We start from the raw sequence: 17,773 nt of genomic DNA on the forward strand, positions 1-17,773 counted from the left end.
TGGTCTGCATCGCCGCACCGTGCCTGCCCATCCAGCGGCCATTGTTCAGGAAACCGCTCACTCCCCAGTAACGTCCGTCATTATGGCCTCGAGCCGGCCCAGGTGGGCCTCGAGCGCCTCGGGGGTATCGGCGCGCAGGGTGATGTGCCCCACCTTTCTGCCGGGACGGGGTTCCTTGCCGTACAGGTGGAGGTGCGCCCCTGGAACCGCCAGCACCTTTGCTGCTTCGGGCCGCTCTCCAATCAGGTTGAGCATGGCCGCGTGCCCCCTGGCCGCAGTGGAACCTAAGGGCCAGCCCAGCACCGCCCGCAGGTGGTTTTCAAACTGGCTGGTCTCGGCCCCCTCGATCGTCCAGTGGCCGGAGTTGTGCACCCGGGGGGCCATCTCGTTGGCCCAGAGCGCACCCTCGACCTCGAACAGCTCGATAGCCAGTACCCCCACGTAGTCCAGTTTCTCCATCACCCGAAGGGCGATGCTTTCGGCTTCGTGTTGCAGGCGGGCCGGGGTCGCCGGGGCGGGCGCCAGGCTTTTGCGCAGGATGCCCCCGGCGTGGTGGTTTTCCACCAGCGGATAAAACCCCACCTGGCCGCTTCGGCTCCGCACCGACAGGATCGAAAGCTCACGCTCAAACGGCACGAAGGCTTCCAGAATAAGGGGCTGCCCCCCCAGCTGGGCCCAGGCCGCTTCCACCTCGGCAGGCGAACGCAGGAGCTGTTGGCCTTTGCCGTCATAGCCCAGCCGACGGGTTTTGAGCAGGGCCGGAAAGCCGGTGCGCTCCAGGCCATCCAGCAGGTCGTTGTGGGTCTGTACCGGGTAGAACAGCGGGGTCGGAATGCCCAGGCCCTGAAAAAAGGTCTTTTCGGCAACCCGATCCTGGGCAACCTCGAGCGCCCTGGGCGGCGGGTAGACCGGCAGGCGCTCGGCCAGCCAGGTCGCTGCGGCCAGCGGCACGTTCTCGAACTCGTAGGTTACAAGCTCGAGGCCCTCGGCAAAGCGCGCCAGCAAGCTCTCGTCGGTATAATCGCCTACCAGCAGCTCGGCCAGCGGCCCCGCCGGGGCCTCGGCCACCGAATCCAGAAACCGAAAGCGAAGCCCCAGGGGATACCCGGCCAACGCCAGCATTCGCCCCAGCTGTCCACCTCCCAAAACGCCTACTCGCACGCCAATAGCCTACTCGAGGTTGGTTCAAGAGCCCAATAGCACAGCCAGGCATGGTCGGAGGGGTTTGTGCTCCGGCGCTGGCCTGGTGCGCCCGGAGCCCGGTGGGGCCCCAGGTTGCAGGTCCTTTGGCAACCCGACCGCAGCAGCGAGAATATAGCCTGGAATAGGCCCACCGTCCGGCCCCTAGCGATCCGGCCCGAGCGAGGTGAGCAGCAGTCGCTCGTTGGGCTCCGCCGGCGGCCAATGCTCAATCGGGACGGGGTGGCCCACCAGATACCCCTGAACCAGATCGCAGTCGTTCTCGTGCAGCCACTCGAGCTGCTGGAAGGTCTCTACACCCTCGGCCACCACATCGGCCTCGAGGCTATGCGCCAGGTCTATGGCCGCCCGAACCAGTTTCTCATCCCGCACACTGCTGCCCAGATAGCTTATGAAGCTGCGGTCTATTTTGAGCCGATCCAGGGGTAGCTGGCGCAGGTAGCCCAGCGATGCGTAGCCGCTGCCAAAATCGTCAATCGCCACCCGAACCCCCAGGGCCTTGAATACGCTGAGCACCCTGCGGGCCTGGTCGGGGTCGCGCAGCAGGACACTCTCGGTAATTTCCAGGGTGAGCCACTGGGGGTCTACCTGGGCCTCGGTCAGTTGCTGCAACAGTTCCCGAACCACCTCCGGCTGCACCAGCGACTGGGTGGAGATGTTGAGCGACAGGCGATACGGTTGTTTGCGCTGATGCCACTGCCTTAGCTGCTTTAAACCTTTTCGCAAAGCCAGCAGATCCATCTGCTCGACCAGATGAACCTCCTCGGCCAGGGGTACAAACTCCGAGGCGCTCAACACTTTTTCCTGATATGGCCAGCACAAAAGCGCTTCCGCTCCCTCGATGCAGCGCTTCTTGAGGTGCCAGATTGGCTGATATAGCATCTGGAGCTGTTGCTCCTGGGTGGCTTTGCGCAAATCCCCCTCAAATTGCAGTCGCTCATCGGTGTAAGGGCTTTTGGAAGGGTCGTAGATCACCACCCGGCTGCCGGAGTCCTTGGCCTGGTACATGGCGATATCGGCGACCTTGAGCAGTTCGACAAACGAACGTCCATCCTTGGGGAAGCTGGCAATGCCCACGCTCACCCCCAGGCTGGGCAGGTTGAGCGAGGAGTTGCCCACACCCAGGGTGCTGCGAATTGCCTTGGACATACGAAAGGCGACTTGCTGGGCCTGCTCTGCGTCGGTGTTGTACAGAATACAAGCAAACTCATCGCCTCCCAGCCGGGCCAGCACATCGTCGGAACGAAGCTGTTTGCTCAGAATCTGCGAGACCTCCACCAGCAGCTCGTCGCCCACATCGTGCCCCAGGGTATCGTTGACGGTTTTGAAATTGTCCAGATCGAGATAGAGCAGGCTTACCGGGGTTTCCTGCAAGGCCGCTCTGGTCAGCGACTCCTCGGCTGCCCGCCGCAAGGCCCGGCGGTTGGGTAGCTTGGTCAGCTCATCGTGGTAGGCCATATATTCGACATAGGCCTGTTGCCGCTTTCGTTCGCTGATATCGCGCATCCCGACCACAATTCCCTGCAATGCCTCGGTGTCGTCCCAAACAAAGTTGATCAGCGCCTCAATCCAGATGGGGTGTTTGTCTTTATGCAGGCATTCATACTCCACCTTGAAAGCACGTCGCTCTCGTATGGCCTGAAAGGCCTCCTGCCTCAAGCGGCCCCAATCCTTGGCTGCAACCAGGGTTGAGACACGCCGTCCCATCAGCTCCTCGGGCGTGTAGCCCAAGACCTGCCTCACGGATGGCGTGATGTATTGAATGGTTGCTTTCGGGTCCAGCAACAACACCACATCCTGGATGGAGTTGGTGATCTGGCGCAGGCGGTACTCCCGTTCCCGCAGGGTTTCTTCAGCCTGGCGCCGCTCGGTGACATCGCGGCCACTGACCACGCTGCCAATGGGGTTTCCCTGCCCATCGAAGATAAAGTTGACCAGGGTGTCAATCCAGAGGTAATGACCCTCCGCGTGCAAATAGCGAGCCTCGAGGCGGTACGATCTCTCCCCCGCAAGGCTTCGCTCAGCCAGAAGCATGGCCTTGGCCCGGTCTTCGGGAACCAGGTAATCGAAGGCCAGGCGGCCCAGCATCTCTTCCGGCCTGTAGCCCAGCAAGCGCTCCACCGAGGGCGTAACGTAGCGAAAATAACCCGACAGATCGGTCAAGGCCACCACATCCTGCATGGCATCGGTAATTTGCCGCAGCATCTGTTCGCTCTGGCGCACCGCCTGCTCGGCCTGGTAGCGTTCGGTGACATCTCGAATCCCCGTCACCGCACCCCGGTCGCGGCCCTGGGCGTCGAACAGGAAGTTGATTGAGGCTTCCATATGGAGTTCGCGGCCATCGGGTCGCACAAAAGTGAAGCTGGACTGGGCGTGGGGTTGTTCAGGGGTTGCGGCTGCCGACAGATCCCGAAAGCGCTGCGACTGTTCGGCATCCAGCAGGTCATAAGCCGAGCGACCCAGGATGGCCTCAGGAGCCATGCCCACCACTTTCTGCACCGAGGGGGTAATGTAGCGAACGATGGCGTTTTCGTCGGTCAGCATTACGATATCCTGAATGGCGTCGGTAATCTGCCGCAGCATCTGCTCGCTTCGCCGCAGTTGTTCCTCAGCCTCGCGGCGGTCTTGAATCTGGCGAGCACCCAGTACCATCCGCACGGGCCGGCCCTCCGGGTCGTGGATGAAATCGAGGTTGGTCTCGAGCCAGACCCTGAAGCCCTCCCGGTGGCAATGTTGATACTCCAGCCGCAACGAGCGTCTTTCCTCGCGTGCAGCCCGCACCGCCTCCAACACCCATGGTTGGTCTTCTGTGTCGAAGAAGTCAAACGCACTGCGGCCCAGGAGTTCCTCGGGGTCGTAGCCGAGCGCGGCCTTGACTGAAGGCGTGACGTATTCAATCCTGCCGTCCAGGTCGAGCAGCAAAACTACGTCGCGCATGGAGTTGGTCAGCTCGCGTAGCCGCTGTTCACTCTGACGCACGGCCTGCTCGGCCTGATAGCGCGTGGTCACATCACGCACGCCCACGACCGCCCCCTGAAACACATCCTCCGGCCCAAAGAGAAAATTAATGGAAGCCTCCAAAACCCGCGGTCGGCCGTCGGGATGCTGATACACAAAACCCGCCTGCGCCGTGTGCTTTTGTGGCGTGGCGTCACGAATCATCTGCTCAAAAATGCGGGCTTGCTCGGGGTCTAGCACACTGTAAGCTGAACAACCTATCAAATCCTCTGGCTTCAGACCCGCCACAGGGAAAATCGAGGGAGTCGCGTACTGAATGATGGCCTCAGCGTCGGTTAGCAGCACCACATCCTGCACCGTCTCGGCAATCTGGCGGAGTATCCTCTCACTTCTCAGGCGGTCTTCTTCGGCCCGTTCATAGGCCGAAATTTCCTGCCCGATGGCGGTGGTTCCGACCACCCGGCCCTGCTCATCTCGCAGCAGGGAGATATTCCACAAAACCTGCCTTTGTTCGCCCTGCCGGGTCAAAATGTGGGTCTTGTGCTGGGGCGCGACTTCGGCCTGGGCTATGACCTTCGCATAACCCTCCTGGCCGCGCTCCTGGGGTGGAACGAACACCTCGAACCAGTTGCGTCCGGCGACTTCGGGCCATGTCCAGCCGGTGAGCTCGAGCAAATACCGGTTGCAAAAAATGATCCGGCCCTCTCGATCCAGTTTCACAACCAGCAGATCTACATTTTGAAAAACTTCCTCCGACTGTCGCTCGGAAAGGCGGTACTTGCGCTCGAGCCCTCTCAACTGCAAGTACAAAAGCGCTACCAGAACAAAAAAAAGCGAAATCGCCAGCAACAAGTCCCAGGGATGGGGGAGCTGTAGAAATCCCGCAAACAAAAGCCCTGCCGGCACAACTGCCATTGGTGCCCACCGGTAGGCTTGTTTGCTCATGTTCACCCTGCTCATTTTAAGACAACACCTATGCAGGCTTTGCTAAAAACTGCCTGTTGCTGGCAATATCACCCTCCTGGACGGGGGTCTGGCTCGGCCAAAACGGACTCGGTCTGGGTTTTGCGGTACTGCTCCAGGGCGCGCTTGCATTGAGGATATTTGTTACCCAGGATACTAACGGCCAGCAGGGCCGCATTGACCGCACCTGCCCGACCGATGGCCAGGGTGCCTACGGGCACTCCAGCCGGCATCTGCACGATAGACAATAGGGAATCTAGCCCCTTCAGGCTTCTGGATTCCACCGGAACCCCCAGCACCGGAAGGCTGGTTTTGGCAGCGGTCATGCCCGGCAGGTGAGCGGCCCCACCGGCCCCGGCGATGATCACCTCGAGGCCCCGCGCGGCAGCTTCTTCGGCATACCTGAACAGCAGATCCGGCGTTCGGTGGGCCGAAACCACCCGCACTTCGTAAGGAACCTCGAGTTCCTCTAAGGTTTGTGCAGCATGCTGCATGGTCTCCCAGTCCGACTTAGAACCCATAATGATTCCAACCAGGGGATAATCGGGCAGGTTCATTGCATAGCAGTTTAGCGCAAAGGGCTTGGTGCCCCGTCTATCCTGTGCCCCGAATCCAGGTAACAGCCTTCACACCCCATCGCCAATCCTTTTGCCCCAAACCCCTTCGGCGCCTGCTTCCAGAAAAGGGCCCTTCGCCGGCCATCAACCCTGCAGGACGCCCCTTGCGAAGCGGCCCCCCGGGATGGGGGCAGCGGGTTCACCCCTCACAGCCAACTCTCGGGGCCATAGGGGGAACGTCTGTGGAACAGGCGCTCCGCAAAAATGCTGTTATTTCCCAGGATAAATGGAGTTTAGCAGAAATTGACCATAACACAACCCGATTTTTCTTGAACCGGGTTGACCTAGATTGACGGCAAGCGCCCAACGGCGCAAGGAGAAAAAATGAGCAAGACACCCATCACAGTCGCTTTTGGCGATGGCATCGGCCCGGAAATCATGCGGGCGGTGCTGCAAATTCTGGAGGCCGGAGGGGCACAGCTAGAGCCCGAAATCATCGAGATTGGCGAGAGCGTCTATCGCCGTGGGCACACCAGCGGCATCGAGGAGAGCGCCTGGGAGAGCCTGCGGCGCACCAAGGTTTTCCTCAAGGCCCCCATCACCACCCCTCAGGGCGGGGGTTACAAAAGCCTCAACGTGACCGTGCGCAAAACCCTGGGGCTATACGCCAACGTGCGCCCGGTGCAGAGCTACGAGCCCTTTGTGACCACCAAGCACAAGTCCATTGACCTGGTGATTGTGCGCGAGAACGAGGAAGACCTCTACGCTGGCATCGAGTACCAGCAGACCGACGAGGTCACCATGGCCCTCAAGCTCATCTCCAAGCCGGGCACCGAGCGCATCGTGCGCTACGCCTTCGAGTTCGCCCGGCGCAACGGGCGCAAAAAGGTTACCTGCATCTCCAAAGACAACATCATGAAGATTACCGACGGTCTCTTTCACAGGATGTTCGATGAGATTGGGGCCGAATACCCGGAGTTGCAAAAGGAACACATGATCGTGGACATCGGCGCGGCCCGCCTGGCCGAGATGCCCGAGCGCTTTGATGTGATTCTGGCGCCCAACTTGTATGGCGACATCCTTTCCGACATCGCTGCAGAGGTCGCGGGTTCGGTGGGGCTGGCCGGCTCGGCCAACGTGGGCGACGACTGCGCCATGTTCGAGGCTGTCCACGGCAGCGCGCCGGATATTGCCGGCAAAGGCATCGCCAACCCTTCCGGGCTTTTGCAGGGCGCAATCTTAATGCTCGTGCACATTGGGCAGCCCGAGGCCGCCGCCCGCATCAAGAACGCCTGGCTCAAAACCCTGGAAGACGGCATCCACACCGCCGACATCTACGACGAACGGGTGAGCGAGCAAAAGGTGGGCACCGAGGCTTTCGCCCAGGCCGTCATTGAGCGGCTGGGCCAGCTGCCCGAACGCCTGCGCCCGGCTCGGTTTGGCGAGGCCAGCAAGGAGCCCATGGTGCCGCTGATGGTGCGCAACCCCAAACCGGCCCGCAAGGAGCTGGTGGGCATTGACGTTTTCTTCAACTGGCGCGGCACCAAGCCGGAGGAGCTGGCCCGGCTTTTGGAACCCCTTTCTACCGAGAAGCTCAAGCTCCAGCTCATCACCAACCGGGGGGTGAAGGTATGGCCGGGAGGCTTCCCCGAGACCTTCCGCACCGACCACTGGCGCGGGCGCTTTATGGCCCAGAACGATACCCCCACCCACCACGACATTGTGGAACTGATGGGCAAAATTGCCGCAGCCGGAATGGACTTCATCAAAACTGAACACCTCTACAACTTCGATGGCAAGCCGGGGTATTCGCTGGGCCAGGGGCAGTAAAACCAACCAGGGCGTTATTCACTGCCCAGCCGTAAAGATACCCCTGCTCGCCCACAGATTCCAAAGAGCGATAGCCCACAAGCCCCACCCGACCGCGTTGGGGAGGGTATCGGACAAGACCCTCCATCTGCTGGTGGCGTGAAAGGCCAGGCCCGCAACCCCACCTGGCCTACCCTGCGAGGTCGGGGAGGAACCGAGCGAGTCCAGGCGAGGATTGACTTAGAGCGCACTTCACATATTAGGAGCCACTCGAGTTCGAGAAAGGCTGGTTCTGAACAGAACCGTGGCGGCCTGGAAACTCGAAAACATGGGTCGGCCCGGACGCAACGCAGACAGACGTGCCTCACCGAGGTGAGGCACGTCTGCTTGTCCCTTTTTCGTGGGCGGCCACGTCTGGGAAGAGCGCGATGATTCGCTCAGCGTGCGGTGTGGTTGCATGGGCTTTCATGGAACACAGTATCCACCGACCCCGCAAGGAAAGGAGTAGAATCCTGGACAGTGGACACGCTGGAACTGCTTCGCATCAACCTGCTCTCCCCTGCCGTGCTGGCTTTTGCCCTGGGCATCACCGCCACCCTGGTCAAGTCCGACCTCAAAATCCCGGATGCCCTCTACACCACCCTCTCGATCTATCTGCTGCTGGCCATCGGCCTCAAAGGCGGGGCCGCCCTTTCCACCACGCCCTTGGCCGAGTTGTGGAAACCGGCCCTGGCTACGCTGCTGTTGAGTGTTCTTACCCCCCTCCTCTCCTACGCTGTGCTAAGGCGCCTGGGGCGTTTTGATGTGGTCAATGCGGCGGCCATAGCAGCCCACTATGGCTCGGTCTCGGCGGTGACTTTCATTGCGGCCACCACCTTTATGCAGGCAGCCCAGCAACCGGTGGAGGGCTTTATGCCTACGCTGGTGGCCATTTTGGAAGTCCCGGCCATTGTGATTGCCTTGCTGATTGCCCGCCGAAGCCTGGGCGAAGGCTCGCTGGGCGAGGCGGTGCGGGAGATTTTCGCCGGCAAAAGCATTCTGCTGCTCGTGGGGGGCTCTTTGATGGGCTTTCTGGCGGGCCCGGAGGGCCTCAAGCAAATTGCTCCGGTGTTCGTAGACCCCTTTCGCGGCGTGCTGGTGTTGTTTTTGCTCGAGCTTGGCATGGTGGCGGCCAAGCGCCTGCGTGATTTGCAAAAGGTGGGGGTTTTCCTGATTGGTTTTGGCATAGGCATGCCCCTCGTACAGGGGTTTTTGGGCGTGTGGTTGGGGAGCCTGGCCGGCATGTCGGTGGGGGGCGCGATGGTCTTGGGCACCATGGCGGCCAGCGCCTCGTACATTGCGGCCCCTGCCGCCGTGCGCATCGCCCTGCCCCAGGCCAATCCCAGCTACTACCTCACTGCCTCGCTGGGTGTTACCTTTCCCTTCAACCTGACGCTGGGCATCCCCCTCTACTTCGCCCTTTCCCGCTGGCTGCACGGAGGTAGCTAATGGCCCTGGTCTCACTTAAACTGGTCACCATCATTGCGGAAGGCTTTCTGGAAGAGAAGCTCGTCCGGGAGGTCAAGAAGCTCGGCGCCAAAGGCTATACCATCACCCCTGCCAGGGGTGAGGGCAGCCGGGGGGTGCGGGCCAGCGAGTGGGAGGGAAACAACATCCGCCTCGAGACCATCGTGAGCCCTGCCGTGGCCGAAAAAATCCTGAACCGCCTGGCTGAGGTGTATTTTCCCAACTACGCCGTGATTGCGTTCGTGGAGAACGTAGAGGTGGTTCGCGGCGAAAAATACACTTGATGGCCTCCAATCAACCTTCAAGAATACACAAGGTGGTGGGTGGGACGTGAACACCTGCCCCGACTCCCAAACCCCTGCTTTCTGCCTCACCGCTCCCAATAGCGTGCAAAGTGGCCGCCCGCGAAAACCTGAAGGGACAAGCAAACAGGCCTCACGGAGGTCAGGCACGCTCGTCTGCGTTGCGCCTGGGCCGAGCCGCAGGTTACGCACCCAAGCGGGGGCTGGGCCCGGCCCACAGGTGCCTGGGTTTCGAGTATCCAGAAAGCCAAGGCTCTGCCACAAAGCTTTCTTGAACTGGGTAAGCGGAGGGCGCTCAGAGCTTGGGGCCTCTGGTGTAGCACCGGGTTTCAGCCAATGGGCTGGGGCAGGCCCGCGGAGTGAAACACCTGGCCTGCTTTCATCACCAGCTTCAGGTGGCGCTCGGGGCGGGCGAGAATCCGGATGTCCTCGAGGGGATTCCCCTCCACCGCTATCAGGTCGGCATAGGCTCCTGGAGCCACTTCCCCCAACTGACCCTCAGCCCGGAGCAGTCGGGCGGCGTACAGGGTGGCGGCCCGGATGACCTCGAGGTTGGGTTGCACCTGCGCCCGAATGGTGAACTCCTCGAGCTGCCGCCGGTGCATGGCCCCCAGCAGGTCGGTTCCATAGGCCAGGTTCACCCCGGCCCTGGAAGCCATCTCCAGCGCGGCCAGACCCTTGTCCAGAACCAGGTAAATTTTGTGCTCCACCTCTTTGGGCAAGCCCGCCGCGACCCCCTCCTCGGCCAGCGCCTGATAGGTGACCAGGGTGGGTACCATCCAGGCTTTGTGCTTCAAGAACAGCTCCACACTGTGCTCGTCAATCAGGTTGCAGTGCTCGAGGCTGCGCACCCCGCACTCTAGCGCCCGGTTGACGGTGCGGGCCGTATAGGTGTGGGCCATCACGTAAAGGTCGGCCATCTCGGCCTCCTCAACCGCCGCAAGGATTTCCTCCCTGGAAAACTGGTCGTTGGTCAGGCGGTCGGTCGGCGAGGCAACCCCTCCCCCCAGCATCAGCTTGAGGTGGTCGGCCCCCCGGCGAATCTCCTCCCGGGCTGCCCGCCGCACTTCGGGCACCCCGTCCACCACCGTTCCGAAGGCCACAGGCGAGCTCACCGTCTCAACCCGGGTCTCCCCCGCCGCCCGGCTGTCGGCATGGCCCCCGGTCTGGCTCAGGGCGCGCCCGCAGATGTAGAGCCGGGGCCCCACTACAAGCCCTTCCTCCACAGCCCGCTTGAGGCCAAAGTCGGCCCCGGCAGCGTCGCGCACAGTGGTGAAGCCCCGCAGCAGCATCTCGTGCATGATTCTGGCCGCTTGCAGGGCGTTGTAGTGCGGCGAAGCGTTGGAGAGCTCACGCAGATTGGCCGTCCAGGCCATCACATGTACGTGAGCGTCCATCAAACCGGGTAGCAGGGTCAGGCCCCTCAGGTCGAGCGTCACCGCTTCGGCTGCCCGGGCCTCAGGGGCCTCAAGCTGCATGGGCTCGAGGCGCTCAATCTTGCCGTCTTTGATGACCACCCGACGACCCGGCAAAAGCTGACCCGAACGAACATCCAGAACCGTCGCATTTTGGAGCAGCGTGATGGAAGGCATGCGTCAGTCTATCGCTCGGAGCGTGCAGAAACCATCCCTCTGGCCGTTGTTGGTCGCGCCGCTGGGAAGGCATCGGAGGAAAAAGATGCAATCTATCCTGAACCCATCCATCTTGTGCCACATTTCCCATGAAATAGGGCCTAAAGTCACTCAAGCACCCGCCCAAATTCCGATAGGATAGTGAAGCAGACCAATGCTGGCCTGACCAAGCACTAGGAGGTGCCATGAGCGTTCTGGAACGACAGCAAGAGGCGGGCTATGCCACGCGCTCACCGGTGATCAACGACTTCTCCCTGGTTGTGGCAACCGCCAACGGTACCGGCAGTCAGACCGCCAACCTCACCCTGTTGCGGTCTTTTTTTAAGCTGGGCATTCCGGTACACGGCAAGAACATTTTTCCCTCGAATATTCAGGGCCTGCCCACCTGGTACCACATCCGGGTCAGCCACAAGGGCTACATCGCCCGTAAAACCTCTGAAATTCTGGTGGCCTTCAACCCGGCCACCGCTGCCGAGGACGTAAGGGAGCTTCCGGCTGGGGGGGTCTGCGTTTACAATGCCGACCTGAAGAACCTGCCCCAACGCGATGACCTGATCTACTACCCCGTTCCGGTCAACGAGCTGATCGCCGGGGTAGAAGTGCCGGTCAAGCGCAAGCCCTACATTGCCAACATGGCCTACGTGGGGGTGCTGGCCTGGATGCTGGCGTTGCCCCTGGAGGTGGTGGAAGAAGCCCTGGGGGCGCAGTTTGGCTACCGCCAGAAGCTCATCGAGAGCAACCTGCAGGTGGTGCGGAGGGCTCATGAATGGGCCACCCAGAACCTCCGCAAGCAAGACCCCTATCGCCTCGAGCCCATGAACAAAACCGAGGGGCTCATCATCATGACCGGCAACGAGGCCGGGGCTTTAGGGGCGGTGTTTGGCGGGGTGAGCGTGGCGGCCTGGTATCCCATCACCCCTTCCACCAGCTTCATGGACGCTTTGCGCGAGTTTTTGCCCAAGCTACGTAAAGACCCTGGCGGCCACCCCACCTACGCCGTGATTCAGGCCGAGGACGAACTCGCCGCTGCCGGCATCGTGATGGGCGCGGGTTGGGCAGGGGCCCGGGCCCTGACCGCCACCAGCGGCCCTGGCATCAGCCTGATGGCCGAATTCGTGAGCTATGGCTACTTCGCCGAGATTCCCGCGGTGATCTGGGATATCCAGCGGGTCGGCCCCAGCACCGGTCTGCCCACCCGCACCAGCCAGGGCGATGTGTCGTTTGCCTACACCCTGGGCCACGGCGACACCAAGCACCCGGTCTTGTTCCCCTCCTCGATTGAGGAGTGCTTCGAGTTTGGCTGGAAGTCGCTCGACTTAGCCGAGCAGTTGCAAACCCCGGTGTTTGTGCTCTCCGACCTCGACCTGGGCATGAACAACTGGATGGGACGGCCCTTCGACTACCCCGACCGGCCCCTGGAGCGGGGCAAGGTGCTCGATGCGGCGCAGCTCGAGGCCCTGGGGGGCTTCGCCCGTTACAAGGATGTGGACGGCGATGGCATCCCCTACCGCACGCTGCCCGGCACCCCCCACCCCCTGGCCGCCTACTTCACGAGGGGCAGCGGCCACAACGAACAGGCCCAGTACAGCGAACGGGCCCAGGATTACGAACGCCTGATGGCCCGACTGGCCCACAAATTCACCACCGCCCGCTCCCTGGTGCCCGAACCCGCCGTCGAGCTGCACCCCTCGGCCAAGGTTGGCATCATTGCCTACGGCACCACCCGCTACGCCATCGAGGAGGCCCGCGACCGCCTGGCAAGGCAGCTCCCCACCAGCTTCCTGCGTCTGCGGGCCCTGCCCATGGGCCAGGCCGTGCGGGAGTTTGTGGCGGCCCACGAACGGGTGTACGTCATCGAGCTCAACCGCGACGGCCAGCTGCACAGCATCCTGCAAAACGAGATGCCGGAGTATGCTGCCCGGCTCTTCTCGGTAGCCCACCTCGACGGCCTGCCCCTCACCGCCGAGTGGGTGCAGAAGCGCTTGCTACAGGAAGAGGCCCGTCTCAGATAGGAAATCGCCATGGAAAACCCGTTGACCTCCGAACGCACCCCGCTCAAGCTCAACACCGTGGGCCTGAGCAAGAAAGACTACGACGGCGCCCCCAGCACCCTTTGCAAGGGCTGTGGGCACAACAGCATCTCCAGCCAGATCGTGCAGGTCGGCTACGAGCTGAACCTCCGGCCCCACGAACTCATCAAGCTCTCGGGCATTGGCTGCTCGTCCAAATCGCCCGCCTACTTTTTGGGCATGTCCCACGGCTTCAACGCCCTGCATGGCCGGATGCCCAGCGTGGCCACGGGCGCGCTGCTGGCCAACCATACCCTCAAAGCCATTGGGGTTTCGGGCGATGGCGACACCGGCAGCATTGGAATGGGCCAGTTCAAGCACCTCATGCGCCGCAATGTGCGGATGGTCTACATCGTGGAGAACAACGGGGTGTACGGCCTGACCAAAGGCCAGTTCTCGGCCACCGCGGAGGAGGGCCTCGAGCTCAAATACGCCGGGCACAACGAGTTTCCCCCCATAGACCTGTGCATGGAGGCCATCGTGGCCGGGTGTGGCTTTGTGGCCCGCAGCTTTGCCGGCGATGCCAAACAGGTGCGCGAGCTGCTCAAGGCGGCCCTCTCCTTCCGGGGTACGGCACTGCTGGACATCATCAGCCCCTGCGTGACCTTCAACAACGAAGACGACAGCCCCAAAAGCTACGGCTACGGCACCAAACACGAAAAGCCCCTGCACGAGCTTGGCTTTATCCCCTATGCGGAGGAAATCCAGATTGCGCCCATGGAGCCGGGCGAGCTTCGCACCGTCCGGCTGCACGACGGCTCCTTGATCAGCCTGCGCAACCTGGACAGCGACTACGACCCCACCCACAAACTCGCGGCCCTCGAGCGCCTCCAGAGAGCCCAGGAAACCGGCGAGTTCATCACCGGCCTGATTTACTACAACCCCGACCGGCCCAGCCTGGCCGAGGTCGAGGAGCTTCACACCCCGCTGGCGCAGCTCCCCCCCGAGCAACTGCGGCCCGGCAGGGAGAGCCTCGAGGCGTTCTTGCAGGCTTACCGCTAGTAGGCGCTCGGAGGCTTTCCGGCTAGATCCAACCGTTCAGGCGGTACTTGAGCAACCCCAGATACTCCCGCGCCAGGGGGGTGAGGGCCTGTAATCGGTCGGCAGGGGCGGCAAGGGCCAGGTCGAAGCGGGGTTCGCTCGAGACCACGCTCACCACGTCCAGCCCCAGCTTTCGAAAAGCCCCCACCGAGCGGCGGCTATGGGCCGGGGTGGTCACCAGCAAGATTCGCTTCCAGCCCCGCGCCCTGACCACCTCGGCCACCGCCAGGGCCTCGGTGCGGGTGGTGCGCATCTTCGGCAGCAGCACAATCTCCGGGCCTTCCGCGCCGTACAAAGCCTGCACCCGCGCACGGGCCTCGAGGCCCAGCGAAGGGCAGCGGGCATCGCCGAAAATTTCGCCCACGGTGTCGGAGAGACTGATGCGGGGGGCAAAGCCAGCCCGCCAGAGCTCGAGGCCCTTCTGCAAGCGGGCCAGCGAGGAGGCCTCGAGTTCCCCCGCCCCGCAATGCATCCCACCCCCCAGCACCACAATCAGGTCGGCTTTTTGCGGAGCCTCCTGCACGACCAGCCAGTCTGTGAGCCACTTGGTCAGCGGGGTAAAGACCACTGCGGCCACCAACAGGGCACAAAGCCCACTCCCAAGCAGCAAAATCCGAAAAGTCGGGCCGAACAAACCCGCCAGCGTACCCCCCAGCCAAAGCCCCAGCAATGGCCCGAGCCCAATGTCGGGATTGATGATGAGTCCAATCGGCAACAGCAGCAGGCTTAACCCCGCCGCTATGAGCAATCGCTTTGTTTGCGTCCACATCTTCCCAATCTTACGAAACCTTTCGGCTCCCTGGCTTGCGCCTCAGACACCTGGTTTCATAACGCTTTTTCAACACAAGCCGCATGATACGATATATTTATGGCTGTTCTGACCACCGACCAAAAGATGGTGCTGGACATGGTGCGGGCTGTTTCCCGCGAGGTGTTGTGGCCCCTGGCGCCCGAGTACGACCGCACGGGGCAGTACCCCTGGCCCCAACTGAAAAAGCTGGGCGAGCTGGGCCTGCTGGGCATGACCACCCCGGAGGCCTGGGGCGGGGCCGGCCTCGACTCGGTCACCTGGGCCTTGGCCATGGAGGAAATCGCAGCCGCCGACCCCAGTGTGGCGGTAATCCTTTCGGTAACTTCGGGCCTACCTCAGTACATGCTGAACAAGTTTGGCACCGAGGCCCAGAAAAAGAAGTACCTGGTGCCGCTGGCCAGGGGGGAGTGGATTGGGGCCTTCTCGCTCACTGAGCCGCACGCCGGTTCCGACCCGGCCTCGCTCAAAGTCTCGGCCCGCAAGGTGCCAGGAGGCTGGCTGCTCGACGGCCTCAAAAGCTGGGTGACCTCGGGGGGTCAGGCCCAGCTTTATGTGGTGATGGCCCGGAGCGAGGGCGGCATCAGCAGCTTTATTGTGGAGAAGGACACGCCTGGCCTCAGCTTTGGCCGCCCCGAGGACAAGATGGGCCTCCACGCCGCACACACCTGCGAGCTGCGCCTGGAAGGGGTTTTTGTGCCCGAAGAAAACCTGCTCGGCGAGGAGGGCCGGGGGCTGGCCCAGGCTTTGGCCGGGCTCGACTCCGGGCGCATCGGGATTGCAGCCCAGGCCGTAGGCATGGCCCGTGCGGCCTTCGAGATTGCCAAGCAGTACGCCGATGAGCGCACCCAGTTCGGCCAGAAGATTCGGGCCTTCCAGGGGGTCGGCTTCAAACTAGCCGAGATGCACACCCAGATTGCCGCGGCGCGGGCTTTGGTGCTCGAGGCCGCCGCCAAGAAAGACCGGGAGGAGAAGTACACCCTGGAAGCCTCCACCGCCAAACTCTTCGCTTCCGACGTGGCTGTCGGTGTAACCCGCCAGGCCGTGCAGATACTGGGCGGCTATGGCTACCACCGCGAATATCGGGTGGAACGCTACTACCGCGACGCCAAGATTACCGAGATTTACGAGGGCACCAGCGAAATTCAAAAGCTGGTGATTGCCCGGGAACTGTACCGATAAAGGCGCCCGTTGCAGCCCTGGGGCCTTTAGCCGTAGGCTTTGAGCCGATGAACGTACTGATTATCCACGCGCATCCCAATCCTGATTCGTTCAATGCGGCCCTGCGGGATACGGCGGTTCGAACCCTGAGCCGTGAGGGACACAGTATTTTGCTCTCAGACCTCTACACCATGCACTTCAACCCGGTGCTGAGCGCCCAGGAGCTTCAGGGCGATTTGCAGGAGATAGAGCCCGAGATGGACAAGGTACGCCGGGCCGACCTGCTGCTGTTTCAGTTTCCCAACTGGTGGTACGGGATGCCCGCCATCATGAAAGGCTGGATAGACCGGGTGTTTGCCTTTGGCTTTGCCTACGACGATGAGCATTCTTTTGAAAATGGCCTCTTGAAGGGCAAAAAGGCCATGCTGAGTCTGACCGTGGGGGCCCGCGCAGACTACTACCGCGAGGCCCCCCAGCGCGACCTGATGCGGGTGCTCGAGCCCATCCACTACGGCATCCTGGCCTACTGCGGCCTGGAGGTGCTGCCTCCCTTCATTGCCTACGGGCCCGGAGAGATGAGCGAGGCCGAGCGCAAAGCCACCCTCGAGGCCTTCCGCGAACACCTGCAAAACCTGCCGAAGCTCACCCCCCTCCGCTTCAGCTAAACTTCAGCCGGGGCCCCTAGGCTAAAGCCATGCACCGCCGCACCGTCCTCAAGGGTCTCGCTGCCTGGGTGGCCTCGAGGGGGTTCGCCCACGCAGCCCAGCCCAACAACCCCCTGTTTCACCAGCGAGCCGCCGCCTATTCCGCCCAAAACCGGGGCCTTGCCCTTTTGGTGATGGTGGACGGCCAGATTGTGTTCGAGGACTACCCCGGAAGAGGCAGCCCGACCCGCGCCCACGAACTCGCCAGCGGCACCAAAAGCTTTTGTGGGGTGATGGCGGTGGCGGCAGCACAGGACGGGCTGCTCGTGCTGGACGAGCCGCTGGCCCAGACCCTGACCGAGTGGCAGAACGACCCCCTGCGCTCGCAAATCACCCTGAGCCAGCTCCTGCACCTGACCAGCGGCATTCCCGGCGGCCCCCTGGCCCGCCCCCCGACCTATCAGGCCGCCATTCAAACCCCTGCCGAGGCCCCCCCCGACACGCGGTTTTCCTACGGCCCCATTCCCTTTCAGATTTTTGGCGAGTTCATGCGGCGAAAACTGAAGGGCGACCCCCTTCGCTACCTGGAGCGGCGCATTTTTGAGCCGATTGGCCTCGAGTACGCCTTCTGGCGCCGGGGGCCCGACGGCCACCCCCACCTGCCCTCCGGGGCTTTCCTGACCGCGCGCAACTGGGCCCGGTTTGGAGAGCTGCTGCGAAACCAGGGGGTCTGGCAGGGACAGCGCCTTCTGGATGCTGGGCTTTTGGAGAGGTGCTTCGAACCCTCAAGGGTCAACCCCATCTACGGCCTGACCTGGTGGCTGGGCCGCCCCATCAGCCCGGCGCAGCGGGCCGCCATTGGGCGGGTGGGGCGGGAGATTGACGCGCTGGGGGGTACCCCGGGCCTGCCCGACGACCTGGCGGTTGCGGCGGGAGCCGGCGACCAGCGGCTCTACCTCAGCCGCCAGCTCCGACTGGTGGTGGTCCGGCAGGCCGAGGGCATTGTCGAAAGCCTTGCTGGGCGTCGAACCGCTTTTTCAGACGCCACATTTCTGCGCCTCTTGCTGACCGGCCAGCCCTGATACCGGTCCTCTCCGGCCAATCCACTCCAGATGTGCGAAGCG

13 protein-coding genes are annotated in these 17,773 nt (G+C 62.5%); 8 read left to right on the top strand and 5 right to left on the bottom strand.

Annotated elements, in window-relative coordinates; genetic code table 11:
- Positions 1-57 precede the first annotated feature (57 nt).
- The 3 genes from NZN28_RS00665 to purE all read right to left on the bottom strand — a co-directional run bounded on the left by NZN28_RS00665 (position 58) and on the right by purE (position 5,678).
- Positions 58-1,161, bottom strand: coding sequence for a 5-(carboxyamino)imidazole ribonucleotide synthase (locus tag NZN28_RS00665; RefSeq protein ID WP_295394599.1), 1,104 nt, complete (start codon positions 1,159-1,161; stop codon positions 58-60).
- Positions 1,162-1,344: 183 nt separating this feature from the next.
- Complete coding sequence (locus tag NZN28_RS00670) at positions 1,345-5,103, bottom strand: PAS domain S-box protein (protein WP_295394601.1); 3,759 nt, start codon at positions 5,101-5,103, stop codon at positions 1,345-1,347.
- 68 nt (positions 5,104-5,171) lie between these two features.
- Entirely contained in the window at positions 5,172-5,678 is a 507-nt protein-coding gene (gene purE, locus NZN28_RS00675) for a 5-(carboxyamino)imidazole ribonucleotide mutase (RefSeq protein ID WP_295394603.1), read from the bottom strand.
- 384 nt (positions 5,679-6,062) lie between these two features.
- Between purE and NZN28_RS00680 the strand changes: the two genes are divergently transcribed.
- The 3 genes from NZN28_RS00680 (at position 6,063) to NZN28_RS00690 (ending at position 9,277) form a co-directional block, all read left to right on the top strand.
- On the top strand, positions 6,063-7,508 hold the full coding sequence (locus NZN28_RS00680; protein ID WP_295394606.1) for an NADP-dependent isocitrate dehydrogenase: 1,446 nt from the start codon (positions 6,063-6,065) through the stop codon (positions 7,506-7,508).
- A gap of 498 nt (positions 7,509-8,006) precedes the next feature.
- Positions 8,007-8,975: a sodium-dependent bicarbonate transport family permease gene (locus NZN28_RS00685; RefSeq protein WP_295394608.1), complete on the top strand. Its 969-nt coding sequence runs from the start codon at positions 8,007-8,009 to the stop codon at positions 8,973-8,975.
- On the top strand, positions 8,975-9,277 hold the full coding sequence (locus NZN28_RS00690; RefSeq protein WP_295394610.1) for a transcriptional regulator: 303 nt from the start codon (positions 8,975-8,977) through the stop codon (positions 9,275-9,277). Before NZN28_RS00685 ends, NZN28_RS00690 begins: the two co-directional genes overlap by 1 nt.
- A gap of 347 nt (positions 9,278-9,624) precedes the next feature.
- Here NZN28_RS00690 and NZN28_RS00695 read toward each other — a convergent pair whose 3' ends face one another.
- A complete protein-coding gene (locus NZN28_RS00695; protein ID WP_295394612.1) occupies positions 9,625-10,887 on the bottom strand; it encodes an amidohydrolase family protein in 1,263 nt (420 codons plus the stop codon).
- 224 nt (positions 10,888-11,111) lie between these two features.
- On the opposite strand from NZN28_RS00695, the gene NZN28_RS00700 reads away from it, so the two are divergent.
- Both NZN28_RS00700 and NZN28_RS00705 read left to right on the top strand, forming a co-directional pair.
- On the top strand, positions 11,112-12,938 hold the full coding sequence (locus NZN28_RS00700; RefSeq protein WP_295394614.1) for a 2-oxoacid:acceptor oxidoreductase subunit alpha: 1,827 nt from the start codon (positions 11,112-11,114) through the stop codon (positions 12,936-12,938).
- A gap of 9 nt (positions 12,939-12,947) precedes the next feature.
- Positions 12,948-13,997: a 2-oxoacid:ferredoxin oxidoreductase subunit beta gene (locus NZN28_RS00705; RefSeq protein WP_295394616.1), complete on the top strand. Its 1,050-nt coding sequence runs from the start codon at positions 12,948-12,950 to the stop codon at positions 13,995-13,997.
- A gap of 22 nt (positions 13,998-14,019) precedes the next feature.
- Here the strand turns inward: NZN28_RS00705 and NZN28_RS00710 are convergent, their stop codons facing one another.
- Positions 14,020-14,805 carry a YdcF family protein gene (locus NZN28_RS00710; RefSeq protein ID WP_295394619.1) on the bottom strand — a complete coding sequence of 262 codons (786 nt, stop codon included), beginning with the start codon at positions 14,803-14,805 and terminating at the stop codon, positions 14,020-14,022.
- A 99-nt stretch (positions 14,806-14,904) separates the two neighbouring features.
- Here NZN28_RS00710 and NZN28_RS00715 point away from each other — a divergent pair, with 99 nt between their 5' ends.
- Genes NZN28_RS00715 through NZN28_RS00725 form a run of 3 tightly spaced genes read left to right on the top strand, consistent with a single transcriptional unit; the run spans position 14,905 to position 17,731 of the window.
- Positions 14,905-16,026 carry an acyl-CoA dehydrogenase family protein gene (locus NZN28_RS00715; RefSeq protein ID WP_295394622.1) on the top strand — a complete coding sequence of 374 codons (1,122 nt, stop codon included), beginning with the start codon at positions 14,905-14,907 and terminating at the stop codon, positions 16,024-16,026.
- Between the two features lie 47 nt (positions 16,027-16,073).
- A complete protein-coding gene (locus NZN28_RS00720) occupies positions 16,074-16,670 on the top strand; it encodes an NAD(P)H-dependent oxidoreductase (RefSeq protein ID WP_295394624.1) in 597 nt (198 codons plus the stop codon).
- A gap of 29 nt (positions 16,671-16,699) precedes the next feature.
- Complete coding sequence (locus NZN28_RS00725; RefSeq protein WP_295394627.1) at positions 16,700-17,731, top strand: serine hydrolase; 1,032 nt, start codon at positions 16,700-16,702, stop codon at positions 17,729-17,731.
- Positions 17,732-17,773: the final 42 nt, after the last annotated feature.

Origin of the sequence: Meiothermus sp., assembly GCF_025056915.1 — a bacterium.
In the GTDB taxonomy this organism is placed as follows: Bacteria; Deinococcota; Deinococci; order Deinococcales; family Thermaceae; genus Meiothermus.